22 protein-coding genes are annotated in these 24,471 nt (G+C 59.5%); 12 read left to right on the top strand and 10 right to left on the bottom strand.

Annotated features, from left to right (window positions below; translation table 11 throughout):
- The first annotated feature begins 427 nt into the window (after positions 1-427).
- The 3 genes from GKIL_RS25945 (at position 428) to GKIL_RS17620 (ending at position 2,391) form a co-directional block, all read left to right on the top strand.
- Positions 428-1,030, top strand: coding sequence for an IS3 family transposase (locus GKIL_RS25945; RefSeq protein WP_420841373.1), 603 nt, complete (start codon positions 428-430; stop codon positions 1,028-1,030).
- A gap of 70 nt (positions 1,031-1,100) precedes the next feature.
- A complete protein-coding gene (locus GKIL_RS17625; protein WP_023175165.1) occupies positions 1,101-1,643 on the top strand; it encodes a tetratricopeptide repeat protein in 543 nt (180 codons plus the stop codon).
- A 16-nt stretch (positions 1,644-1,659) separates the two neighbouring features.
- Positions 1,660-2,391 carry a tetratricopeptide repeat protein gene (locus GKIL_RS17620; RefSeq protein WP_071824831.1) on the top strand — a complete coding sequence of 244 codons (732 nt, stop codon included), beginning with the start codon at positions 1,660-1,662 and terminating at the stop codon, positions 2,389-2,391.
- Between the two features lie 502 nt (positions 2,392-2,893).
- On the opposite strand, the gene GKIL_RS24960 is transcribed toward GKIL_RS17620, so the two are convergent.
- From GKIL_RS24960 to GKIL_RS17605, 3 genes are all read right to left on the bottom strand, one after another.
- Positions 2,894-4,081: an esterase/lipase family protein gene (locus GKIL_RS24960; protein WP_023175163.1), complete on the bottom strand. Its 1,188-nt coding sequence runs from the start codon at positions 4,079-4,081 to the stop codon at positions 2,894-2,896.
- A 166-nt stretch (positions 4,082-4,247) separates the two neighbouring features.
- Positions 4,248-5,921, bottom strand: a complete 1,674-nt coding sequence (locus tag GKIL_RS17610) for an acyltransferase family protein (protein WP_023175161.1) — start codon at positions 5,919-5,921, stop codon at positions 4,248-4,250.
- A 5-nt stretch (positions 5,922-5,926) separates the two neighbouring features.
- A complete protein-coding gene (locus tag GKIL_RS17605) occupies positions 5,927-6,319 on the bottom strand; it encodes a PadR family transcriptional regulator (protein ID WP_023175160.1) in 393 nt (130 codons plus the stop codon).
- Positions 6,320-6,509: 190 nt separating this feature from the next.
- Between GKIL_RS17605 and lysA the strand changes: the two genes are divergently transcribed.
- Genes lysA through GKIL_RS17590 form a run of 3 tightly spaced genes read left to right on the top strand, consistent with a single transcriptional unit; the run spans position 6,510 to position 9,473 of the window.
- Positions 6,510-7,841 (top strand): diaminopimelate decarboxylase, encoded by a 1,332-nt coding sequence (lysA, locus tag GKIL_RS17600; RefSeq protein ID WP_023175159.1) that lies wholly within the window; start codon positions 6,510-6,512, stop codon positions 7,839-7,841.
- Positions 7,838-8,719 carry a diadenylate cyclase CdaA gene (gene cdaA / locus GKIL_RS17595; protein WP_023175157.1) on the top strand — a complete coding sequence of 294 codons (882 nt, stop codon included), beginning with the start codon at positions 7,838-7,840 and terminating at the stop codon, positions 8,717-8,719. The genes lysA and cdaA overlap by 4 nt, the downstream gene beginning before the upstream one ends.
- Before the next feature lie 4 nt (positions 8,720-8,723).
- A complete protein-coding gene (locus GKIL_RS17590) occupies positions 8,724-9,473 on the top strand; it encodes an isoprenyl transferase (RefSeq protein ID WP_023175156.1) in 750 nt (249 codons plus the stop codon).
- Between the two features lie 4 nt (positions 9,474-9,477).
- On the opposite strand, the gene GKIL_RS17585 is transcribed toward GKIL_RS17590, so the two are convergent.
- The 3 genes from GKIL_RS17585 to GKIL_RS17575 all read right to left on the bottom strand — a co-directional run bounded on the left by GKIL_RS17585 (position 9,478) and on the right by GKIL_RS17575 (position 11,809).
- Positions 9,478-9,909, bottom strand: coding sequence for a VOC family protein (locus GKIL_RS17585; protein WP_023175154.1), 432 nt, complete (start codon positions 9,907-9,909; stop codon positions 9,478-9,480).
- Positions 9,910-10,072: 163 nt separating this feature from the next.
- Complete coding sequence (locus GKIL_RS17580; protein ID WP_023175153.1) at positions 10,073-11,152, bottom strand: ATP-grasp domain-containing protein; 1,080 nt, start codon at positions 11,150-11,152, stop codon at positions 10,073-10,075.
- Between the two features lie 15 nt (positions 11,153-11,167).
- Entirely contained in the window at positions 11,168-11,809 is a 642-nt protein-coding gene (locus tag GKIL_RS17575) for an alpha/beta hydrolase-fold protein (RefSeq protein WP_223173781.1), read from the bottom strand.
- Between the two features lie 195 nt (positions 11,810-12,004).
- Between GKIL_RS17575 and GKIL_RS17570 the strand changes: the two genes are divergently transcribed.
- The gene (locus GKIL_RS17570; RefSeq protein ID WP_023175151.1) at positions 12,005-13,453 is read left to right on the top strand and encodes a glycoside hydrolase family 13 protein; all 1,449 of its coding nucleotides are present in this window, start codon (positions 12,005-12,007) and stop codon (positions 13,451-13,453) included.
- Between the two features lie 81 nt (positions 13,454-13,534).
- On the opposite strand, the gene GKIL_RS17565 is transcribed toward GKIL_RS17570, so the two are convergent.
- Positions 13,535-14,827 (bottom strand): hypothetical protein, encoded by a 1,293-nt coding sequence (locus GKIL_RS17565; protein ID WP_023175150.1) that lies wholly within the window; start codon positions 14,825-14,827, stop codon positions 13,535-13,537.
- A 497-nt stretch (positions 14,828-15,324) separates the two neighbouring features.
- Between GKIL_RS17565 and GKIL_RS17560 the strand changes: the two genes are divergently transcribed.
- On the top strand, positions 15,325-16,392 hold the full coding sequence (locus tag GKIL_RS17560) for a hypothetical protein (RefSeq protein ID WP_187293836.1): 1,068 nt from the start codon (positions 15,325-15,327) through the stop codon (positions 16,390-16,392).
- A gap of 3 nt (positions 16,393-16,395) precedes the next feature.
- On the opposite strand, the gene GKIL_RS17555 is transcribed toward GKIL_RS17560, so the two are convergent.
- A complete protein-coding gene (locus GKIL_RS17555) occupies positions 16,396-17,754 on the bottom strand; it encodes a hypothetical protein (RefSeq protein WP_023175148.1) in 1,359 nt (452 codons plus the stop codon).
- Positions 17,755-17,885: 131 nt separating this feature from the next.
- Here GKIL_RS17555 and GKIL_RS17550 point away from each other — a divergent pair, with 131 nt between their 5' ends.
- The 3 genes from GKIL_RS17550 (at position 17,886) to GKIL_RS17540 (ending at position 19,862) form a co-directional block, all read left to right on the top strand.
- Complete coding sequence (locus GKIL_RS17550; protein ID WP_023175147.1) at positions 17,886-18,443, top strand: TetR/AcrR family transcriptional regulator; 558 nt, start codon at positions 17,886-17,888, stop codon at positions 18,441-18,443.
- A 96-nt stretch (positions 18,444-18,539) separates the two neighbouring features.
- On the top strand, positions 18,540-18,914 hold the full coding sequence (locus GKIL_RS17545; protein WP_023175146.1) for a DsrE family protein: 375 nt from the start codon (positions 18,540-18,542) through the stop codon (positions 18,912-18,914).
- Between the two features lie 27 nt (positions 18,915-18,941).
- Entirely contained in the window at positions 18,942-19,862 is a 921-nt protein-coding gene (locus GKIL_RS17540) for a pyridoxamine 5'-phosphate oxidase family protein (protein ID WP_023175145.1), read from the top strand.
- Between the two features lie 3 nt (positions 19,863-19,865).
- Here GKIL_RS17540 and GKIL_RS17535 read toward each other — a convergent pair whose 3' ends face one another.
- Both GKIL_RS17535 and GKIL_RS17530 read right to left on the bottom strand, forming a co-directional pair.
- On the bottom strand, positions 19,866-21,260 hold the full coding sequence (locus GKIL_RS17535; RefSeq protein ID WP_023175144.1) for a M20/M25/M40 family metallo-hydrolase: 1,395 nt from the start codon (positions 21,258-21,260) through the stop codon (positions 19,866-19,868).
- A 126-nt stretch (positions 21,261-21,386) separates the two neighbouring features.
- A complete protein-coding gene (locus GKIL_RS17530) occupies positions 21,387-22,133 on the bottom strand; it encodes a hypothetical protein (RefSeq protein WP_023175142.1) in 747 nt (248 codons plus the stop codon).
- Between the two features lie 415 nt (positions 22,134-22,548).
- On the opposite strand from GKIL_RS17530, the gene GKIL_RS17525 reads away from it, so the two are divergent.
- Positions 22,549-24,240, top strand: a complete 1,692-nt coding sequence (locus GKIL_RS17525) for an iron uptake porin (RefSeq protein WP_023175141.1) — start codon at positions 22,549-22,551, stop codon at positions 24,238-24,240.
- Positions 24,241-24,471: the final 231 nt, after the last annotated feature.

Genomic DNA, 24,471 nt, shown 5'->3' with positions numbered 1-24,471 from the left:
CCCAAAAACGGGAGCAGCAGCGCATCGCCGAACTGGAACAAATGGTCGGTAAGCTTACCATGGAAAATCAGTTTTAAAAAAGTCTTGGAGCGCTTAGAGAAGCTGACCAAAGAACGGAGGTCACCACCATCATCTACCGAGTGATTGCAGAGTGTTCAGCAGAACAATCGGTTGCTACGATGTGTAAGTGGGCCGGTGTTCCTCGCAGTAGCTTTTATCGACAAGGAGAGCGATTCGAGGCAACTGAAGATGCTGACGACATCGAACTGCGGCATCAGATGCAGCTGATTTGTCTGGAATTTCCAGGCTATGGCTATAGGAGAGTCACAACGGCCTTACAGCGGAAAGGTTGGTGTGTTAACCCCCCATTCGGGGGGCAGGCCACAAGCGTGTCTTGCGATTGATGCGGTCAGATAACCTGCTATGTGTGCGTCGCAAGGCTTTTGTTCGTACAACAGATTCAGAACACGGGCTTCCAGTGTATCCGAATTTGGCTAAGGACATGGTGTTGACGGGTTTGAATCAGTTGTGGATATCCGACATAACGTACATTCGTCTTTTGGAGGAGTTTGTGTACTTGGCGGTAATTCTTGACCGCTATAGTCGGCGCGTGATTGGTTGGGCCTTGAGTCGAAATATTGATGGGGAGCTGACGCTCTCTGCTTTACGGATGGCCCTTGAGAAGCGAAGTGTAGCGGAAGGGTTGGTGCATCATTCTGACCGGGGGGTCCAGTATGCAGCCAAAGCGTATGTGGAATTGCTTCAGGCAAGTAGAATTACCATCAGTATGAGCCGTCGAGCGAATCCCTATGATAATGCCTTCGTCGAGTCATTCATGAAGACGTTGAAGTATGAGGAGGTGCTACTGAACGAGTACACAAGCTATCGGGAGGTCAAAGAGAATATTGCTCGATTTATCGAGGAGGTTTATAATCAGAAGCGATTGCACTCATCGCTTGGGTACTTGCCGCCTGTAGAGTTCGAGGCAAGCATTGCTCGTGAGACAAGTCTGACAAGCCAACCCACTTAAGAAGGCCAGAAGACTGTCTCATCTGAGGGGTTCACTCCAGACTTCTAGCTATGGCTTTTATGAAGCAGCTGTGGGGCACAGGAGAGCGGATCTAGATGATGCCTTTGAAATCTTGATTAAAGCTTCAGGGCACAATTTTGTAGATCTCAAAGAGCGCGCCGCTGCCAATCAACTTGTCCGGGAACTCGCCCTCGATCGTGATCTGATCGAAAGTATCGGGTCGATTTTGCGTACCCAGAACCTGGATTGCCGCGAATATCTCGCGACTTTTTATACCACTCAGGGGCTGTACGAAAAAGCGGAGGTCTTACTCCAGCAGTTACTGGAAACTCTGCCCTCCTCGGATCCAGTTGCCCCCCGGCTTTACGCCAACCTGGCGGCGCTCCACAACCTGAGAGGGCAGTATGAGAGGGCTGCAGCCCTGCTTGTCCAGTTGCTCGTTCCCAGACCCAGAGAATGGCCTGCTCCGCTTCTGGCACAGGTGTTGCTAGAACTGGCCCACACTCGCCAGGCTCAGGGCCTCTATGGGGAAGCCGAAAGCCTGTACAGCGAAATTCTCGAGATCTTAGAGGATAACTCTGACGCAATGCCTGCCTTAGGTGCAAGGGTATAGCAGATCATTTGCCGGGTTGTTATCCGAACAAGGCAGGTATGCCGAATCGGAGGATTTTCTGCAGCGTGCAGCCTATCTCGGTGAGGCTTCAACTACTTCTCCAGGATCAAATATCGAATACGCAATGGCACTTGGAGAACTCGCTGTGCTCCGCCAGCGGCAAGAGAACTTCGACGCAGCAGGAAAGCACCTCACAGATGCTCTTGAATACCAGCAAACAATATTGGGCCCAGAACATCCCAGTACCCTTGCCACACTCAGTAATCTGATCACTTTGCAGCTAGAGGCTGGGGAGACTTCTGCTGCTATTCAGAACTTTGAAGCGGTATTGAGAGCCAAAGAACGCCTTTTGGGGCCAGATCACCCAGATGTTGCCCTTTTGGTCAATAACCTGGGCGAGGCGTATTTGCAGCAGGGTGAACTGAACACTTCTGAAAATCTGCTTATGCGGGCTCTCGATATTACTGTTCGCCAGCTCGGCCCTGAACATCCGCGCGTGGGCATCGTATTGAACAACCTCGCCCAGATTTGGCAACTCAAGGGTAATAGAGGCGAAGCACTCTCGCTATTGGAACGCGCAGTAAGCATCCTCGAATATGCTCTTGGGCCTGAGCATCCCGAGGTGAAGCGTGTCCTGGACAACCTTGCCCATATTCAACAGGATGTGATCCAAAGCAAAGACACGGGTGCAGATCGAGCTCGAGCGCCGAGGCCAGAAGCAAATACGCCCGGCAGCACTGACACCTGAAGTTTTCCAAGGTCGCGCTTTCTTTATGAGTCCTCCCGACCCGGAAAATCTTATCTCTCGACTCAAGTGCCAGGTTGAACTGACCCGCACCTTGTTAGAGCAAGGAATCATCACCCCAGGCGAGGCAACAGAAATCATCGCAAGCCACGTCCGAGTACAGGCTGCCGGAGACTTCTCCGATCCCACACGAACACCGAACCAGCCTCCAGGCACACCGGGATCCCCAATTCCCGACTCCACACCGTAGAAGAACGATTGCTATTCATTCAGCGGCTCAACAAACTGGCACCTCCACAGTTGAACTTGCTGATATTCGCGCTGAAAGTGCCGCCTGGAGTGCTTCCTGGATCAGGTGCGCCCCACGGAGACAGGACTTATGCACTGGTGAGTTGGGCCGAAGGCACGGGCGGTTGCGGACTAGAAGCTATTGTGTGGGTTCTGGAGCAGCTCTGATCTTCCGTGTGAGGCACGCTCCGCAACGGACCCAGTGATAGTGGAAGAGTTATTGGGAACGGAGAATCTTATCTAGCTCTTCTTGAATTCGAGCCAATCCAGCTCCTGTCGAACTCTGCGACCACTGGATCAGGGCAATGACGCGCTCGCCGTGGAGAGCACCGGTGCCAGGCATTATTTCAGGAGGCACCTGCAGGATCAGGAACAACTGGCTAAGCTGCACAGGCAGCAGGCGGTTGAGTGTGTTGACCAGTGTCTGCAGGTCCGGTAGGACATCCCTTCCTGGATGTCCCTGCTGATCCGGCGGTGCTTCTCCCATATGAATTACATTGCCATCGCCAGTAACGATTACCCCGCCTACCACGTTGCCTCCAATCGCCACGTCCCCCTCGCTGCTAGTAGGAGGCTCGTCTCTTCTGGAAGCTGCGGCATTCTGGGTGGAAGGTAATGGCTGGTCGAATTGCTCCTCGACAAAGCCCCGGATGCGCTTATAGAGCATCCCACCGCGTTCTGGACGGCTGATGGTGATGTGGTCGTCATCCATCGGCACCGCCGTCACTCCTGCCAAGCCGGGATCGGCACTACTCGCATCTACTACTATCGTGCTCACAAGTTGGCCAAGCCAGTTTCTCCCGGCTGGAGTAGGTTTGCGTTCGCAGTACACCTGTGTCTTGATGCTTAGCTTCTGGACGTTATTGCGGTACCAGCTGTTGAGTTCCCGCAAGCGCGGTTCCTGCGTATTCAATTCACTGATACTCACCGTCGGCAGTAGAAATTTCAGGTAGCTCACAAAATTCGCCAGGTTAGAGCCTGAATGGGGCGTAGATAGAAAGACCACTCCCCGCGTGTGCTCTGCTAAGGCTTCACCCTCCGGGACACTACCATAGGTAGCTTTTCTAAGCATCTCTTTGACTAGCAGTCCGCCCAGTGAGTGGGCAATGAAGACTACCGGCTTCTCAGTGCCTATGCTATTTGTCTCCAGCAGCACCAGAGCATTGACAGCGCGATCGGCCAGAGGCATGGTGCTTCCCTTCCAACCGAAGGAACTTACCGAGTAGCCCAAAGACCAGACTCCGATACTGGCGATGTCCTCACCGAGCCAGTTGGGCCAGAAGCGGTCGGGTTGCTCCTCTGGCTGCCAGGTAGCGCGGGGATCACCGTTCAGCCCATGGATGAAGACGACATCGCCGCGACGGTCGGGAGCGCGAGTACCGAGGATAGGAATGAGTTCGCTCATGAAAAGCCTCAAGGAAGGAAGCCAGCACCGAGGTGCTGGTGCGGGATACTGCTGTACAGCTTACAGTATCTGTGTCGGATGTCAGATACATTCAAACTGGACTACCCAAGCTATTTAAGTCCATTTTAGTTAGACGGAGCTGTGCAATTTCCCAGACAGGGCGGTCCTATTTGAGGGTGGCAGAAGCGGTTTGTGCCTGGGACAGCCTGGGGCGGTGTCTCTTGAGGCCAAAAAGCAGGCGGGTGAGGGCCAGGCGGCGCACCCCCAGTTCGTAGAGGGCGAGGGTGAGGATCAGCGAGGCCAGGGCAATCGCTCCAAATTTGAGCGGTGCTGTGAGGCTCCAGCGCACGACAAAAAAGCCGACGACGATGATCACGGTCTGGTGCAGGATGTAGAACGGGTAGGCCGCTTCGCCGGCGTAGCGCAAAAAGGGATTCTCGAAGTTGAGGGCGCGCCGCGCCAGGCCGAGGATGCCCACCAACCACAGCCAGGCGCGCAGGCCGTGCAGCGAGATCACTGTCAGGTAGGCCGGGGAATAGCCGCGATCGGGAGCCAGATCCAGATAGCTCAGGCTGAACATCCCGACCATGAGAATACCGGCCAGCCCAAGCGCGAGTGGCCAGAGTCTGTCGATCGCCCGGCCAAAGCGCTCGTCCGCCGCCAGCAAGTAGCCGTAGACAAAAAAGAGCAGGTAGTAGCAGACATCCGACCAGTCATCGATCAAGTTGTAGTGGCCAAAGCCCCAGCGGCCCCGCAGTGCTGCTTCCACTACGGCCACCGGCACCCCTGCCAGCAAAATCACCGCTGGTTTTTCGCACCAGCTACCCAGCCGCTCCAGCAGCCTTTGCCCCGCCGGGCGGCGCAGCCAGAGAAACAGCGGCAGCGCCACCAGCGAGAAGACAAATAGATAGATCACAAACCAGAGATGCCCCCACTCCGGCGCTCCCCTAAAAAACGTCAGCCCTAAAAACCGGGGATAAAACTGCAGGTAAGCTACCGGCTCGGTGGCAGCAGTGAGCCACTGGCAGTACGCCTGGGGTGGAACGATGACGAGAGTCCCGAATAAAAAAGGCACAAAGAGCCGCCCAGTGCGCTCGACGATGTACTGCCTGCCCGAGCGCCGCCCCAGCGCAAACCAGCTACCGCTCCCGGCGATCAAAAAAAACAGCGGCATGAACCACTGGTTGAGAAAAGAAACCAGCAGATCCGCCCCCAGAAACACCGGCTGCCCGACCAGCAGCGCCCGACTGTCGGTAGCTCGAACGCGCTCTAACAATGCTTCGAGCTGTTCGCCGCCCGCGAACGCCGCATAATCGACGATCAAAAAGACGTGGCGCGGCAGGCGGGTCTGGGGCAGCGCCAGGAAGCTTTCGAGATCCATAGCAGCGATCCCCGTACCCCGCTCCATCTGCTGCGCCCAGTGACGGCCCGACGGTACCAGTGCCAAAAGCCGTCCACCGGCAGGACCGGCCAGATCGCGCACGGCGCGCAGCACGGCAAGGGCCGAGTACTGGTAGACGACGCCCGTCTGCAGTTCGCCTGCGAGGCGGACAATCTGATCGGTGCTGGTGGTGATCCGCGCAAAAGCCTCCTGGTCCGTCCGCTCGAAGGGCCGGGAGGCGAGGAAGGCTCGCACCCGCTCGGGGGCAATCAAAGGCGGCTCCTGGTGCTTGCCCGCCTTTATCAGCGCCTCGATAGGAGCGCGGCGCTCTAAGAGCGGGTCGTTTTTGATGTTCCAATCTTCGCTGTCGAAGACGCGGGCGGTGTGAAAGCAGAGCACCAGCAGGGTAACGATGACCTTCAGCCAGTCGAGTTCGTAGCGGCGGACAGCACCTGCCATTGCCTTCAGTTGCCAAACAAGGAGCCAAGGCTATCTGTCCCCTCTGCAGGCAAGATCTGGCGCTCGCGGGCCGCATCGACTAAATCCATAAGCCGCTCCGCCTCCGCCCGTGCCACCTGCCGCCCCAGGGACGTGAGCCGGTAGTAGCGGCGCTGCTCGCCTCCCAGGTCCGGGTCGTAGCGCGAACCGACCTCCTCGATCCAGCCGTCGGCGAGCATCCGCTTGATCGAAGGATAGAGCGTACCGGAACCCAGACGGATCTTACCGGCGCTGCGCTGCTCGACCGAGCGCATGATCGCGTAGCCGTGGCGCTCCCCTTCGCTCAGGGCAAGCAAAATGTGAAACATCGCAGCGGTGAGCGGCAAATAACTGCTGGGATCCGGAAGCGCGTCGGCCATCGTCGGCTCTCCTTACATGTCGAGCTTCGACATGCTGACATTCGCAATCGTAGGGAGGGGCTCTGCCGCTGTCAATCCGATCGTCCAGTCTTTCTCACTTTTTGGACCAGCCAAAAGTAGGCCAAAACGCCAGTCCTGCCGGAGGGTGCTTCCAGGTAAACTGTTAGAAATGCCCGACTGTTACCGGAATATGGTTGCCGCTCGTTCTCCGAATCAATCTCTTACACCGCTGAGTGCCCTGATCGATGGGCAGGGCCACCTGGTGGTAGGCGGCTGCGACGTCGTCGAACTTGCCCGGCGCTTCGGCACACCGCTTTATATCGTCGATGAGCTGACGCTGCGGGAGGGCTGCCGCCAGTACGTCGAGGCGCTGGAGCGCTACTATCCGGGCCCCTCCCAGGTGCTCTACGCCAGCAAAGCCTGGAGCAACCTCGCCATCTGCGCGCTGGTGCATCTGTGCGGCCTGGGCATCGATGCGGTCTCCGAAGGAGAATTGCAGACGGCGCTGCTGGCCGGTGTGCCTGGCCAGCAGATCTACCTGCACGGCAACAACAAGTCCGAAGCCGAAATTCGCCGGGCAGCTACGGTGCGCGCAACCGTCGTGGCCGACAACTGGCTCGACCTCCAGACCCTCCAGGCGGCTGCCTCCGATGAACCGGTGCGGGTGATGGTGCGCGTCACCCCCGGCATCGACATTCATACGCACGATTACATTCGTACCGGCCACGTCGATAGCAAGTTTGGCTTTAACCTCGAAGATCTAGGCGACGTCCTCGCCTTTTTAGCGGCCACCCCGCAACTGGTTGCGGTCGGCCTGCACGCCCACATCGGTTCTCAGAGCTTCGAGCTGGCTCCCCACGCCGATGTGGCAAAGCTGCTCTTGGAGTGGTTTGCCAAGGCCGCTGCCCTGGGACTGGCCGACTTTAACGAGCTGAACGTCGGGGGTGGCCTGGGGATTCGCTACATCGAAGCTGACGACCCGCCGTCCATCGAGCAGTGGGTGCAGACCATCTGTGAGGCGGTCGTACAGGCGTGTGAGGCGCAGCGGTTGCCTTTACCCAAATTGTTGTGCGAGCCGGGCCGTTCCCTCGTGGGCCCCGCCTGCATCACCGCCTACACCGTCGGCTCGACCAAGACCGTGCCGGGGGTGCGCACCTACATTGCCATCGACGGCGGCATGTCCGACAATCCCCGGCCCATTACCTACGGAGCCCGCTACTCCGCTGCGCTGGCCAACCGCATGAACGACGAGCGCAGCGCGACGGTGACCGTAGCTGGCAAGCACTGCGAGTCCGGCGATGTGCTCCTGCGGGATGTGGATCTGCCTCCACCCGAAAAGGGAGATTGCCTGGTGATCTTCGGCACCGGTGCTTACAACTGTAGTATGGCCTCGAACTACAATCGCCTTGGCCGTCCGGCGGCGGTGGTGGTAGGCGGGGGCGATTCCAGCTTGATCCTCAGGCGCGAAGACCTTGACGACCTGTTGCGCTGCGACTGTCTACCGCTACGACTGAGAACATGAACAGCCCTCTGGAACAACTGACAGGCGAACTGGCGCTGCGGCCACTCATCATCTCGATTCTCGATTGGGCCGCAGTTGGCCTGCTGCTGTATCTTGCCTTTCAGCTGGTCCGCCAGACGCGCACCGTCTGGCTCATCCGGGGGTTTTTGATCCTCTCGGGCGCTTTTTTCTTGAGCAACCTCCTGGGTCTGACCACCCTCAACTTCATCCTCGACAAGATCTTGATCGGGGTGGCGGTGGCGATTCCGGTGATCTTTCAGCCCGAGCTGAGGCGCTTTCTTGAACAGTTGGGCCGGGGGGAAATCTTTTCGCTGCTCAGGCCCGATCGCTCCCCCGATTTTGAGCAGACCGCCCTCGATCAGCTCCTTGAGGCGGTGCGCGACCTCTCCGAAGAGCGCATCGGCGCTTTGATCGTGCTTGAGAAAAGTCCGATCGATGAGCGCCTGCTGCAGGATCCGGGCGATACGATGGACGCGGTGCTCTCCAAGAGTCTGCTCTTGACAATCTTTTATCCTAAGACGCGCCTGCACGACGGGGCGGTACTCATCCGCAACTGGCGCGTCGAGGCGGCGAGCGTAATTTTGCCGATGTCTACCCAGATCCCGGCGCGGCAGTTGGGCACCCGCCACCGCGCCGCCATGGGGATCACCGAGCAGACCGACGCGCTGTGCGTCGTCGTCTCCGAAGAGACCGGTTCGATCTCGCTGGCCGAGCGCGGCAAGTTGCAGCGCCCCCTCTCCGTCGAGCAACTGGCCGAGACTCTCCATCGCCGCTACCGCCGTGCGGAGACGACCTCTGTGTTCCAGATTCCAGCGCTCGGCGACTGGACTCGCAAGTTCTTTCCTGCCTCCTCCAGCCAATCGGGCAACAGCGAATAAATCGATGACCACGCCGCATACGCTCCTGCGCAGCCTGCCCGCCGATCTTGACCCCAACCGCCTTCCGCACCACGTCGCTGCGATCATGGACGGCAATGGCCGTTGGGCAGCCCAGCGCCACCTGCCCAGAGTCAAAGGCCACCAGGCGGGGGTCGATGCCCTCAAAGAATTGCTGCGCTGCTGCAAGGACTGGGGGATCGGAGCCCTCACGGTATTTGCTTTCTCGACCGAAAACTGGGGCCGTCCCCGCTACGAGGTCGAATTTTTGATGACCCTGTTCGAGAAGGTGCTGCACCGCGAACTGTCCGAGCTGGTCGAGGAGGGGGTGCGCATTCGCTTTGTCGGGGCCCTCTACCTGCTACCCGAAGCGCTGCAGCAGATCATCCGCGAAGCGATGGCAGTGACAGCGACCAACACGGGCGTCCAGTTTACCGTCGGCACCAACTACGGAGCGCGCGAGGAGATCGTCCAGGCGTGCCGTAGGCTCGTCGAGCAGGCCCGCCTCGGCCAGTTGCAGCCCGAAGAAGTAGACGAAAAGCTCATCGCCCAGCACCTCTACACCCACGAGCTGCCCGACCCGGACCTGCTCATCCGGACCAGCGGCGAGTCGCGCCTGAGCAACTTTTTGCTCTGGCAGATGGCCTACACCGAGATCTACGTCGCCGACTTGATGTGGCCCGACTTCGATCGACCCGCCTTTCACGCTGCCCTCAAGTCCTACCAGGGCCGCCAGCGCCGCTTCGGCAAAGTCTAATTTTTTACGAGTGGCTGGCCGTCTGGGACTGCTCGACGGTGTAAGCCACCTCCTGGCCGTGGCTGAGTTCGAGGATGTGCCCGTCCGGGTCGCTTAGAAAGGCCCAGTAGCCCACCGGTGGTCCATAATCGTCGGGCCCGGCCTTCAGACAGCCTTCCTCGCGGGCCTGATCGCAGAGGTGTCTGACTTCCTCGCGGCTACCGCAGGCCACCCCCAGGTGTGAAGGGGGCAACAGCGGATGTTTGACCGGTGGCTGTTCGATCAGCACGATCACAAAAGGCCGGGTCTGATCGGTAATCCAGGCCACTGGAGTGCCATTTACCGGATCTTTGCGGCGATGCACCACCTGCATCTGGGCGTAGCGTCCATAAAAGGCGATGCTGGCATCGAGATTGCTCACCGCCAGCGCCACGTGGGTTAAACCTTTGTCGCTCATTTGAAAGTCTGATCAGTGGGTGTAATGCGTTTTGTCTGTAATGGCGTGTGCCAGCACATCAACGCGCCTGCTCCATCAGCTTACCTGTTCGGCAACGGGCAAAAATCAGCCGATCTACGCAGCGGACGGCGGCCCAGACGACGCGGCTGGGTTGAGTGTCGAGTCAGACACTGGAGGGCTGGAGGAGCTTTTCGGCGGGTTCGTAGTAGCGGTTGGCGAGCTTGAGGGCTTCTTGAAACTTTTGCTCGGTGGTGAGATCCTTGCGCCGGGCAATCTGAGCAAAGGTGTTGATCTCGGCGGGGATAAAGTCCATCGAGCGCTGGTGGGCGACGACCTCGCTCACCAGTTCGACCAGAGCCTTTTGATAGTCCTCGTAGAAGATCGTCCCCAGGGCGCTCAGCCGTCCGTCCGGGACCGGGTTGTTGAAGTCGATCGCCTGCAGGGTGCCGTCTTCGTCGATAAAAAATTCGACAGAGTTCATCTCGTAGCCCAGCAGGCGATTGATGATCTTGCAGGTGTCGATGACGCGCTGGCCCAGCTCTGGCCCCAAAAATTGCGGGTCGTAGAGATATTCGCTCGCGTCCTGCTTGCGGAAGATGTATTTGATCGGAATGACCCTGCGCCCGATACAAAGACAGCGGATCTGCCAGGCAAAGGGCGTGCGCACCTTCTGCTGCAACAGCATCACCTTCGAGCCGGACTGGTTGTAGTAGTAGAGCAATTCGTCCATGCTGTGGGCAATATTAAAGCCGATCGCCTCCTTGCCGTCAGCGGGCTTGATCACCAGGGGCCAGCCCAACTCCTCGGTCATCCCCTGCCAATCGAAGTGGCGGTGGTAGCGAAAGTCATTTTGATTGAGGGCGGGCGCTTCTTTAGGCGGCAGGATATAAGTTCTGGGAATCGAAATCCCCAGTTCGCGCGCCACGATGTAGGCGGCGTCCTTGTTGTTGAGGTAGTAGTAAAAGCCGAAGGGGTTGTTGATCAAGTAGATGCCGCGAAAGGCGTAGCCCATGAATACGCCGATTGCTTGGGGATAGAGGTAGCTGTAGCGATCGATGATGAGACCATATTTGGTCTGAAAGGAGAGCGGCACCTCGTGGATCGCCATGTGCTCGGCGCGGATCTTGTACTGCCTGCCGTCGCAGGCGGTAATCGGTGCCAGGGCGTTGAGGCGGGCAACTGTATCGTCGCCAAACGCTTCGCTGAAATGCAGGCTACCGACCCAAAAATCGTGGATGGTCACGGTTGTCTTTTTTCCTTACGCGAAAGCGGCAATTTGAGCGCACCACACCGGCCAGTCGTGGCCACCGTCCCAGACTTCGAGGTGGTGATCGATGCCGTTGCGACCCAACAGACCGGCCAGACGGAGATGATCGTCTAAGCAAAAATCGTGGTGGGCGCTCAACAGATTAATCTGGGTGTGGCCGCCGCCCATTTGCAGCCAGTACTGGTAACTCATGTTGGCCATGTAGGCCATCGGGTTGATAAAGTACAGCTGCCTGCTCAGTTCTGGCCCGCCCTTGCCAAAGAGCGAAGCGATGTTGTCGAGGTCGTAGGGACCGCCCATTGCCAGTACGCGCCGCACCAGATCGGGATGGCGCAGGGTGAGGTTGATCGCGTGGGTCGCTCCTAGCGAACAGCCCGCCGCCACCAGAAAGTCGTTTTGGGCCTTGTGGCGAACGTAAGGAATGAATTCGTCCGTCCAGTGGCGCTCGAGGGCAAGCCAGCGCTCGCGGCGCTCGGCGAAGCTCACCCCGCAAGCCAGCAGCAACTCCCAATCGAGAGTTTCGACACAGAATACCTGGAGATATCCTTGATCGATGTGCCGGTGCAAACTGGCAATCAAACCCCGGTCCTCGGCGTCAAAAAAGCGTCCGCGACTGGTAGGAAAGACGAGCATCGGGTAGCCCCAATTTCCGAAATGCAGTACATCGAGATCCCGCTGCAGGACGTGGGAGTAAAACTGAAAATACCGTCGCGAATAAGCCATGTACACACATTCGACGTTATCTATCGATTCATAACACACGGTTCTAGCATCCCGAAAGACCGGCCAGCCTTTTTTGAGATGACGAAGTTCTAAAGGGAACCATCGATGCAGATTCACACACCCGACTGGGTAAAGCACGCTGTCTTCTACCAGATCTTCCCCGACCGCTTCTCCCGCAGCCAGCAGCTCAAGCAGAAGCTCCTCTCGGCGGTCGCCTTCGAGGACTGGGCTTCGACGCCGACGCTCTATGGTTACAAGGGAGGGGATCTATGGGGGGTGATCGAAAGACTCGATTATCTGACGGAACTGGGGATCACGGCCATCTACTTTACCCCGATCTTTCAGTCGGCGAGCAACCACCGCTATCACACCCACGACTACTACAAAGTCGATCCGCTCTTAGGGGGCAACGAAGCTTTTGCTGCCCTCTTAGAAGCTGCCCATAGCCGCCATATCAAAGTCGTCTTAGACGGTGTCTTCAATCACGCGAGCCGGGGCTTTTTCTTCTTTCACGACATTCTTGAAAATGGCCGCCTCTCCCCCTGGCTCGACTGGTTCAAGATTGACGCCTGGCCGCTGTCGCCCTACAACGTCGAGCAGCCGGCCAACTACGCCTGCTGGGACAACAACCGCGCCCTGCCCCAGTTCAACCACGACAATCCGGTGGTGCGCGAGTACATCATGGAGGTGGCCGAGTACTGGATCCGGGCCGGTATCGACGGCTGGCGGCTGGATGTGCCCGAGTGCGTCACCGCCGAGGGTTTCTGGCAGGAATTTCGCGAGCGGGTCAAGGCGATCAATCCCGAAGCTTACATCGTAGGCGAGATCTGGACCGATGCCAGCCAGTGGCTCGACGGCACGCAGTTTGACGGAGTGATGAACTATCTATTTGCCGCACCGACAATTGCCTTTGCCGCCGGTGATCGCGTTCAGATGGAGTACGTTCAGGACCGCTCTTACAAGCCCTATCCGGCCCTTTTTGCCGTCGAATATGCTGCCACGATCGAGAGATTGCTATCACTTTATGACTGGCAGCTTCAGCTCACCCAGCTAAACTTGCTCGCCAGCCACGACACCGCCCGCCTGATGACGATCGCCGGAGGGGACCGCGAAAGCGTCGAGATCGCCACCTTGCTCTTACTGACCTTTCCGGGCGCACCGAGCATCTACTACGGCGACGAGGTGGGCCTGCCCGGCGGCATCGACCCCGACTCGCGCCAGGGCTTTCCGCTGGAGACGCAGTGGGACCGCAAATTGCTCGCCTACCACCGCGAGCTGATTGCCCTGCGGCACCGCTACCGGGCGCTGCGCACCGGCAGCTACAAAAGCCTCCATGCCTCAGGCCAGAGCTACGTCTTCGAGCGCCGCCTGGACGACGAGACGGTGCTGGTGGCCGTCAACGCCGGTACCGAACCTGCCCGCGCCGTCCTCGATGCTCCGCCAGGTACTCCTGCTTCCGTCGTCTTTGGGCCAGGGACAGCGAGCTGCGATGGGCCGCAACTCCAGCTGGAACTGCCGCCCCGCAGTGGAACCATCCTCGCTGAACCGCTTTGAGCCGAAAAGAAAGCTGGCCTGGAGGTACTTCCGGGCCAGCCAGCTCCACACAAACTTGAGGTGTTGCTTCGGGAATAGTACTTATTCGACGGGGTAGTCGCCCCCAGCATCGATATCCCCCGAGTAGTCGGGTTCTTCTGCTACTTCGTAGTTGCTGTCGGCTCCTTCTTCGCTCCAGACTCCGCCATCGTCGGTTGCCTCCTCGTCCCCACCGAGAAAGTTCTGCCAGCCGCCGTCGCCCGGATCGTCGCCGTCGAAGCCACCTTCTCCACCGTCGGCGAGAAAGCCCGGATCGAGGTAACCGCCACCGGCATCGCTGTCGCCTTCGGAGTTTCCATCGAAGCCACCTTCTTCGCCATCAGCCAGGAAACCCGGATCGAGGTAGCCGCCGTCTTCGCCGCCCAGAACCCCTTCACCCAGGCCAAAGCTCTGATCGTCGCCGTCTGGATCGCCTTCTTCGGACCCTCCGAGGATTCCCGCAAAACCACCTTCTTGAAAACCATCGAGGGCACCCTCAAGACCATCCTCTCCGAAACCATCGAGGGCTCCTTCAAGACCACCGCCCAGGATGCCTTCGCCCTCGCCGAAACCGTCGAGGCCGCCTTCGACGCCACCTTCTTGAAAACCATCGAGGGCTCCTTCGGCACCGCCTAAGAGGCCATTCAGACCGTCCGAATCGGACTTCTCGTCGTCGGCACTCCCAGGAATCGGGTCCATGCCCATGTCCGCACGGGCGTCATTGAGCATGGCATCGGCCCATTCTTTGTCCGACATCTCGCCTGAGGCGCGCATCTCGGTGTAGTTTTCCGGTTCACTGTCCTTCTCGCCTCCAAGGGCGTCCAGGACACCGCCTGCGCCTTCGCCCGCCAGGTCGGCGAGGGAGGCACCGCCGTCCTCACCGAGACCTGCGATCCCATCTGCCAGATCGCCGGCAAATCCTGCTGCCTGACCGACCAGATCACCCAGGGAACCGAAGGCCGAGCCGTCACCGTCGCCCTGATCCTCGTCCGCACCGCCGATGAATTGCGCTGCTTCCTCGCCGATACCGCCGAAGACATCGCCGATCCCGGCACCCGTTCCAGTCAAGTCGCCCTCCTCTGACTGCTCGCCGCCGAACAGATCCGGCAGGAAGTTGCCCACCGCCTCGGCACCATCGGCGATCGCTCCCAGTGGGTCGATGGCAGCCCCGGCCAGATCCGGCAGAGGACCATCGAAGATATTTTGGGCGAACTGACCGAGGGCACCGCCTTCTTCGCCCAGCGAAAGCGGATTGTTCGCTGCAAAAAAATCGGAGACTGCTTGACCACCCAGTTCCCCGGCGTCGGCGATAAACTGCTCGGGAGCTTTGATCTGCTGGTCGTTTTCTTCTGGCATTTTCTGATTTCTCCTGGCATTAAGAATCGAAATCGATCAAGACAAAGGCGAATCGGGACTTCCAGACAGCGGCAGCCATTTCTTGAAAAGCAATTTTTCAAGAAGCGTGAGAAACAGAGGCCAACTGGAAAAACCGGGAACCGAGCGGAGCAAAAGTCAAAGCCGGTTTTTTTAGCTTTCTTGCTCTCGCGACGGTTACTATGGACGGCCCTCTTTTGGTTTAAGTGGACGTGGTGGCTGCCTACGGAAATTTTTGCCCCGCTGATCCGAAAGCAGGCTGGAAAGTCGCGCCGTGTAGGCCATCGAGACTGGATCGGTATAAACCATCCAGGGCCGTCCTATGGTAGAGTGCAGCAGGAATTGCTCTGCGCCCTCTCTATTCACTCTCAGTATTTATAGCTATGTTTTTTTGTACGATTCGAGCAGCAGCCTGGAGGCTGAGTCTGCCAATGTTTTGCAGTTTCTGGATAAGCCAGGCTGCGCTTGCCCAAAGCTTCGTGCCTGAGGAAATCAACGTCTGTCCGGCTTCTTCCGGCGTCGTCGATCCCGAATTTGACAGTACCAGTTCGCAGATGACCTACTTCGATCAGACCCAGAACCTGATCCGGGTAGCGACTGTGACCGCCAACGGCACGATCGCCCCGCCCTCCTGCAAAGGGCCAGTTGTCGCTCCCGAGGCAGTGCTCTCTCTAGAGGGCTTTCCACTCAAAAATGGGCCAGAGTGGGCCAGAAGCGAGCGCGGATTGGAGATCTTTTATACCTCCGTTGGGCCTGACGAGCAGAACTGGCTGGCGCGTGCCTTTTTTGACGGCAGCTGGAAGCACCAGTTGCTCGCGATGGGCCAGAACCGGGCGCTGCCCCTCGCGAGTGTCGATGTGAACGATACCCAACCGCGAATCTTGTATGCCCGATTACTGGAAGAAGGCGGGTACGATCTGGCCTGGCGCGAATCGACGCAGGCGACGAGCGAAGCGGCCTTCCCCGCCAGCATCACCCAGAGCACCGGCGGAGCACCGCGCTGGGTCTCGGGCCAGCGGGCGATCACCACTGCCTTGAGTGACGCGGGCGGCATCGTCCAGGCTGTGCGCTACTGGATCGACAGTGGACGAACCGAATTTCTGACCGCCGACGCAGGCGACAAGGACGAAGTCTGGATGTGGCAGGCACCGGAATTTAACGGCGAGAGCATCTTCTTTGCGGTCGTCGATGAAAAAACGATCCGGATTTACCGTCGGATCGGTGGCCTCTGGACGGCGATCAACGCGATCGACCCGTCCACGTTTTCAGCCAAGCCCAAGATTTTTTCCCCCGAACCCTTCGTCTACAAGGGCAGATCCTACATCTCACTGCAGCTTTCCACCGCCAAGTACGACCCTTCGGAGATCTGGATCGCAGCGGTCGATCCGGCTGCTCCCCTGGTGCGCCAGATAAGCGACCCGGCCCAGCCAAACGTGGTGCGCAGCGAACCGGAGTGGATCGCCACACCCAAGGGCGCTTACGTCTTCTTCAACCACATCGAGAAGAACAACCAGTTCTCGCTCTGGCGGGCGAAGACGGGTCTTTAGCGGCTACTGGCAGGCGGCGGGCAACTCGGAGCGGTAGATGCCAAATTTGCCCGCCTGGATCTGGTAGTAGATAAATAGCCGGTCGCTGCCTGCGACAAAGACTTCCGGATCGCGGCGGGCCGCCGTGGTAGTGGTATCGGAGTCGCTCACTTTGCAGTAGACGGCCTGGGCTCCTGCCTGCAGCGCCAGCTTCGTCACCCAGATCTCGGTCTTGGCAGTGAGGCTGCCCGGATTGGTGGTACTGGAGGCGGTGGCGATCAAGTAGGACTGGTTGTGGTAGACAAAAGGCTCCGGCGAGAGCAGGTAGAGGTTGCCGACAATTGTCGAACCAGCGGCCTGGAGCTGGGCGGCGCTGACGTTGGCGGCAGGAACGGCTACCCAGCCGGTATCGAGCTTCTGGTAAATTTCGACGACCGTGCGGCTGCTATTTTGGGCTGTTACCGCGAGCTGACGACCGTACTCCGGTGCCGGCCAACCGAAGGAATCGACGACAGCGGAGGCCGAGGAGCGGATCACCTCGGTGCTCGCCGTCGAGACGTTGTAGTGGATGAGCTGGCCGCTCGGGTTGGTGCAGACTACTGCCGGTTCCAGCCAGACCCAGCGCGTCCACGGAATCTGACAGGGCAGGCTCTGGTCGGTGCCGCCCGTGATCCCGGCGGTAATGTCCCGCCAGCGCATCTGGGCGGAGGTGTTGCACTCGGAAGGACTCGGCCCCGGATCGGCGCTGCAGACCAGATAGGAGATAAAGGCGGAGGTACCGGTGAGGGCACTGCCGAGCGGGCCGTAATGGTTGGGATCGCCTGCGGCTGGTTTTTCGTAGCCCACCCGCCAGGCTGTGCCGTTGAAGGCTGCCCGCGCCAGGGCGTACTGGGTGATGTTGCCGTTGGTGGTCTGACTTGCCACCGTGTAGACGATCGTCGATGGCTTCTGTCCGTCTCCCTGCCCTGCCGGGACAGTCCACTCCGGCCCATTGCCAAAATCTCCCGGCGGCACCGCCTTGGGCGCGTTTCCGGTGGCGATTTGACTGGCAACAAAATCTCCGTCCACCAGACCGGCGATTCCGGCATTGAGGGCGATCGAGCCGGTGTAGAGTGCGCCTTTGGTACTGCTCCAGGTGATGCGGTTGTTGGCTGGATAGAGGCCATTGACCTGGTCGAATTCCATATCGACGACGCTCTGGGCCCGCACCGGCGTACCGTTGCCGATCTTGACGTAGACCGCGCACTCGATCTTCTGCTGTTCACAGAGGGTGGACTGGCTCTGGGCTGTTGCTGGCGGTGGCGTAAAAAGTAACGCCGTACCGAAAATAGCGATTGCGAACAAGGACGAGCGCGCCGAACCCAAAAAATTGGCGAAGATCATGTTTTTTACCCTGGGGGGAAGCGATGTTCCATTCACGCATAAAATCGCCTCTGCGACTCCCAAAAATCCCACGTCCCAATCGCTAGCATTGAACTGTTCAGTCCAATGGATGCCCCAGGGAGTTTAGAGCCGTGCCCGCCCCTTTGCTCTCCAAAGAAGAAGTGATCGACCGGATCGTGGGTGTCTTTCGCCAGAAAGGCTATGACGGGGCGTCGCTCGCGGATCTATCCGCTGCCACTGGCCTCGGTCGCTCAAGCCTTTACCATTACTTTCCGGGCGGCAAGCAGGACATGGCCCTTGCGGCGATCGATCAAGTCGGGCAGTGGGTCGAGCAGAATATCGTTCAGCCCCTCGACGGCGACGGCACTCCGGCAGAACGCCTGGCGCGGATGCTTGCCGCTATCGATAGGCTCTACGCCGGGGGCGAGGAAGCGTGTCTTTTGGGCACGCTGGTATTGAGCGGCGGTCTGCCCCTTTTTCAAGAGTCCCTCCGGCGGGCATTCTTAACCTGGATCGCCGCCCTCGCGAAGCTCCTTGTCGAAGCGGGACAGGCTCCAGAGATGGCCCACGCCCGCGCCGAAGATGCAGTGCTGCGCATCCACGGTGCCCTGGTCCTCGCCGGTGGGCTGGGAGATCCGACGCCCTTTCGCCGGGTTCTGGCGCGCCTGCAGGCTGAGCTGCTGGCTTGAAGCAAGTAGCCTCCTTTTTTATCTCGGCCACCACAGCACTTGTTTTTGTACCGAACATTCGGTACAGTAGCAGTGCAATGAGCGAGGAGCCCAGCGATGAAAGCAGCGATCGTCGTCCTCTCAGATCCAGTACACGGCGGTGAGGAATCCCGCGCCCGTCTGATCAACGCCCTGGCGGCGGCCTATGACTTTAAGCAGCGCGGCGAGGAGGTGAGCGTGCTGTTTCAGGGAGCGGGTGTGCGCTGGATTGGCGAATTGAACCAGCCGGATCATCCGCTGGCGAGCCTATACCAGGCGGTTCGAGAAAAAGTAAGAGGAGCCTCCTGCGAGTGTGCGAATGTCTTTGGAGCGACTGAAACCGTTCAAAAAAATGGAGTAACGTTGCTGGCAGAAAATCCCGTTCCCGGCACCAGCGGTGTGGCGAGCCTCGCGGGCCTGATGGCCGAGGGCTACCAGATTCTTACTTTTTGAAGCGTTCGGGTACCCAGGAGACAGGCGATGAGCAGGCGCAGTCCCTTTCATGAAGGCGAGTTGTTCGTGCAGCAGCGCTCCGGTGAGCTGGAATCGGCCCTGGGAAATGGCCGGATGCTGGCCGGTGCGATTCCTCCGGGGGCGCTTGCCTTTGTTGCCCAGCAGCCGATGGTCGTGGTGGGCAGCCTCGATAGTAAGCTGTATCCCTGGGCGTCGCTGCTGGTGGGTCCACCCGGCTTCGTGCGGGCGATAGACCCAACCCACGTCGAGATCGACCTCGAAGCAGCGGCAGGCAACCAGGCCGATCCGCTCTGGGAGAATATCGCCCACCAGTCCCAGGTAGGACTTTTACTGATCGAGTTACCCACCCGCAGGCGCTTGCGGATCAATGGCCGCATCGAGCGGATCGAGCCTGCCCGGTTGCAGATTCAAGTCGAAGAGTCCTATCCCAACTGCCCCAAGTACATCCAGAGGCGGCGGGTGGCGCTCGGCGAAGCTTCCAGCCCAGAGCCGGGTGGGGTGCGCAGCGGAAGCGAGCTGCCGGAGGATCTGCGGGCGTTCATCCGCTCCGCCGACACGTTCTTTGTCGCCAGCGCCCACCCGGAGCGCGGCGTCGATACTTCCCACAGAGGCGGCAATCCCGGCTTCGTCGAGGTGATCGACGAGCGGACGTTGCGGATTCCCGACTATCCCGGCAACAGCATGTTCAACACGCTGGGCAACTTCGTTGTCCACCCCGAAGCCGGTCTTCTTTTTCCGGACTTCCAGCACCATCGCACCCTGCAGCTTATCGGCAAAAGCGAGATCCTCTGGGATCAAGACGCAGCGACCGACACCACCGGCGGTACCCGGCGCTACTGGCGCTTCGGCGTCGAGGGCTGGCTCGCCTCGGATCTGCCCGGTCTGTTTGACTGGCAATTGCTCGACTATTCGCCCTTTAACCCGTAACTCTCAGCGCGGCAGCGCTTCGCTTAAGTTGGCAATGCTGTAGGCCAGTACTGCCATCACCGCTGCGTTCTCCGCCAGTTCTGCGGGCACGATCTTATCGAGGGTGTCGGCAGCTGTGTGGTGGTAGTCAAAGTAGGTCCGCCCGTCCTGCAACAGGCCAAAACCCGGCACACCGGCACTCGTGAGCGGCCCGATATCCGCGCCGACTTCCTGGGCAGGTTGAATCAGACCGGCCCCCTGGCGATCGAGGACGGCGGCGGCGGGGGCGAGCCGTTCGAGCGCCTTTGCATTCGCCTTTGCGTAGATGCCGAGCGGATGGCCCGCCCCAAAATCGCTCTCGATGGCGGCGACGTGGTTGGCAAGTTCGCCTTTATGGGCCTCAAAGTAAGCCCGACCGCCCCGCAGGCCGTTCTCCTCGTTCATCCAGGCGATGACGCGGATCGTGCGCTCTGGCACCAGCTGCAACTGTTTAAGCAGCTGAGCGGTCTGCATCGCCATCGCTACTCCTGCCGCGTCGTCGATTGCCCCGGTGCCCAGATCCCACGAGTCGAGGTGGCCCGAGACGATCACCACCTGCTCGGGGTGAACGCTGCCTTTGAGGTCGGCGACGACGTTGTAGCTTTCTATATCCGGCAGACTCTGGGGGGTGAGGGTGAGGCGCAGCCGCACCGGTCCCTGGGCCGCGAGGGCGGCGATCAGATCGGCGTCCTCACCGGCGACGGCGGCGGCAGGAATCTGAGGCGCGTCGCTCGCGTAGCGCAGAGCGCCGGTATGGGGCAGGCGATAATTGGCCCCGCCCGCCGAGCGCACCAGGGCGGCCACCGCTCCCAATCTGGCCGCTGCACTCGCCCCGCCACCCCGGTAGATCACTGCCTGGCCGTAAGCTTCACCGGCCTGACCCTGGGCCGCCATCTGGCGATCGAAGGGGCGGTTAAAAAGCACGATCTTGCCTGCAACTTTCTCCCGTCCCAGGGCCACAAGCGCGTCGAAGCTCTGGACGACCACGACCTCTGCCTCCAGACCGGCAGCCGGGGTGGCGACGCTGCCGCCCAGGGCGGTGAGAGCCAGTTTCTGGCTCGTCCCCGGCACCTGGCCCGCGTAGCGCGTCAGTGTTCCCGCCTCGACGCCCCGGACCCAGTGGGGCACGCTCACTTTCTCCAGTCGCACCTCAAGGCCCAGTTGCCGCAGTTGCTCCGCCACGTACTGGACCGCTCCAGCGGCCTGGGCCGACCCGCTCAGGCGTAGGCCGATGTTGTTGCACAGGTGAGCCACCTGGCGGTAGGCGTAGTCGCTGGTGAGGGCAGCCCGGCGCAACCGCTCCAGATCGTCTTGGGGCTGGGCAAGGGCAGGCAGGGCGAACCCGATAAAAACAAGAGCAAAGACAAGAACTCGGGGCAAAGTGAAGGCTCCAGACGTTGGCCTGGAATATCGTAGCGCCCGCAATCCCTGTAGCCCCTCTCCATCGGACCGGAAGTTTTGCTCTACTGCCGACCGTACCCTGGCGTTGCAATGCCTGCAGATGACCTAAAGACCAGTTGCCCCGGCTCTCGGAAGCTGGGTGCGAATGGCGATAAGCCGCTTCAACTCGCGCACGGTGTCAGCTCCCAGATGCCAGTTGCTCGTCTCACCGTCGCTAAATTGCAGGCGCACGGCGAGGGTCTTCTCAGGCAGCTTCGTGAGCGCCGGTATTTCTGACTGCAGATCGAAGGCAGCGCTGCCGGTAGCACAGCTCACCGGCGGGTGATAAAGAGGCGGCGTGTAGTCGTAGGCGTAGCCTCCCCAGTAGGGCGAGCGCCAGTAGGGGCGGCCTCCCCAATAGGCAAAGCCGTCGTAAACAGGGCCAATTCGGCTGCCGCCCGTGTAGTAGCCAGGTTGAACGACCCGGACATTCGCCGGTGTCGCTGCGAGGCTTTTATCTATCCGCACAAGCAACTTGCCGCTGTCGAGGAGATCGATATTTTCAAGTTGGGCCGGGGGCGCATCGGCGATCGATTTTTCAGGAACGCAGAAGTTGGCGCGCACCTGCAGCGGGGCTGCCGCGCGGGCATTGTAGATCCAGGTAGTAAAGAAGCCGGACTGCGGCTGCTGGGGATTGTAATCTTTGTCTCGAATCACATAGGCGGTGCCGGAGGCCAGAAGCTGACTGTAGGCTCCGTTGTCGGCAGGCACAGTGGCGCTGGCAATTTCACTTTGCGCCAGGACGTTGCCGCCTGTCAGTCCGAACAGTGCGACGCTCAGCACACCGGCAAAAATTTTCTCTGCAGCGGCCATCAGCGGTACCTCCTGTTGTGAGAAACATCTCACCCCTCACGATGACCACCCTTCTATCTTAGTCGCTGCGCTGTTTTGACGGCATGACAGGTTCTCGTGCGATTCGTCTACTTGCCTCTGTAAAAGTAGTTGGACGAGGGGGTGATGCTGTCTGCACATCGGTGTCAGACGCGAAAACAGGTCCACCAAAACATAGTCTTAAATCTATGATTTTAACCGTCTGAATCAATTTTTCATTATGTCTTTTCTTCCATATAATCGGGGCTAGCGGTAGGCAGGCACTGAGAGAGCCTGACCTCAGCGGTAGACAAGTATTGAAAAGGCGATGTGGCAGTTGTTGCCGAAGCCTCCTGATACCGTCTGCCGGAACTGTTTGCTGCCAATTTTTGAGCCAAAGCAGTACAGGGAGTGAGCTATGGGTGTGCATCGGAGTGAACTGGCATGGGCACTTGGTCTGGTCGTTGGGCTGGTGTGTCCCGTCTTTGCAGCGCCGCAATCGGATATCGAGATTGTGGACGCTTATATGCAGGGTTCTCACGCGCAGGTGAATTCTGTTTCAGAACTGTCCGACGTCGATCCCAATTCCTGGGCGTTTCAGGCGCTCAAGAGTGTGGTTGAGCGCTACGGTTGTCTGGAAGGCTATCCCAACAAGACCTATCTGGGGAGTCGGCCTCTGTCGCGCTACGAGTTTGCCGCCGGTCTCAACGCCTGTCTTGAGAAGGTCAACGAACTGATCGCAGCGGCGACTGCGGACAAGGTGAGCAAAGAAGACCTTGCCAACTTGAAGCAACTGCAGGAAGAATTCCGCAACGAATTGACGGCTCTGCGGGGCCGGGTCGATGCGCTGGAAGCAAAAACCAGAGACATCGAATCAAAACTTTTCTCCACCACTGCAAAGCTGGATGGCTCGGTGGTCATGGCAGTGACGGGCGGCGGCGGATCCAACGGCAGTACGATCTTTTCTGGAGCCGCCCTGGGCGTAGGGAGCGCCTACGGCGACGCGCTGGGGGCGCGGGCCATTTCCGGGACAGCCGCGAATGTCTCTTTTGTTGCTCGCACAACCTTAAATCTGCGGGCCACGATCACAGGCGACGACGAGTTGCTCATCCGGTTGCGCGGTGTCACAGGCCAGGCCATCGATGCGGTGTACCCCGGCATCGCCTCCGGTTTCGGGACGTTGTTCTACGGCGGTAGTGCCGGTGGATCGTTCGACGGCTCGACAGCGGTAGTAAGAACCGATGGCACCGCAAGTGTCACCTTCGACAAGGTGCGCTACATCAAACGCTTGGCCCCCAATTTCCGCCTTTTCGGCGGACCGCGCATTGAGATGTTCGAGTTTATCGACAACAACAGCTTTGCCAACAACGATGAGTCGGACTTCTCCAGCGGTCGCTTCATCGTCAGTCCCCTGGTGAACTTCGTCCCCTTCGGCTCCGGCGGTGGCTTCGACTGGGACATTACCCCCACGATCAACTGGCGGGCGCTGTATCTGGCCGCGAGTGGAGGAGCGGCCTCAGCCTTCGGCTCCGGTGGCCTGTTCGGTGGCTCGAATACGGTCGCAACCCAGCTGGAATTCGACTTTGGCAAGGCTTCGGTGCGCTTTATCTACTCCCGCTTCGGCGAGCAGGGAGCGGCTTTGGGTACAGCCCTGCCCGGCATCATCAGCAACAGCTACACCGATGTCTTCGCCGCCAACGTCGAGTGGGCAATCGTTCCGCAGTTCGCGCTGTTCGGTCGCTACGGCTATGGCACCACCAACGTTCATACTCTTGCTGGAAGCCCCGTCAGCTTTTCAAACATCAATTCCGACATCTACCGGGTTGGCTTCACGCTGCCGGATCTTTTCGGCATCGGCAACGCTTTTGGCTTTGCCTACGGTGCTGCCCTGCGGGTCAATTCCGGCTCAGTAGTGGGGCTGACCGCCCCTGGGGTGACAACCAGTCTGGTACCCACGGGCCGAGAAGGCGAAATCGAGATCTTCTATCGTATTCGCCTCAGCGATCGCCTCACGATTACACCGGACGTGCAGTGGATTCTTCAGCCGGTCAATTCTGTCAACAGCAATGGACTCGCTGTCTACACCCTGCGCACGGTCTTCAACTTCTAACTCACCAGAAAAGGCGTGCAGCTCATCCAGGCTCAGCTGCGAACATTGGAGGACAGCAGAAGAAAAATAAGATGAGCCTGCAACTGACCTCACCCATCCCGCCTGCCGCTGCTCCTGCCAGACTCCGTGATTGTCCTCGCTTATCCCCCCTGCAGCCAAGTTACAGTGAACCCCCCCTCTTCTTCCCTGCCCAGCGGGGGCAGGGGAGGAGAGCGGGGGGCAGGGGGGGGT

The organism is Gloeobacter kilaueensis JS1, assembly GCF_000484535.1.
Lineage (GTDB): Bacteria > Cyanobacteriota > Cyanobacteriia > Gloeobacterales > Gloeobacteraceae > Gloeobacter > Gloeobacter kilaueensis.
This window is presented reverse-complemented; position numbering and strand designations above follow the sequence as displayed.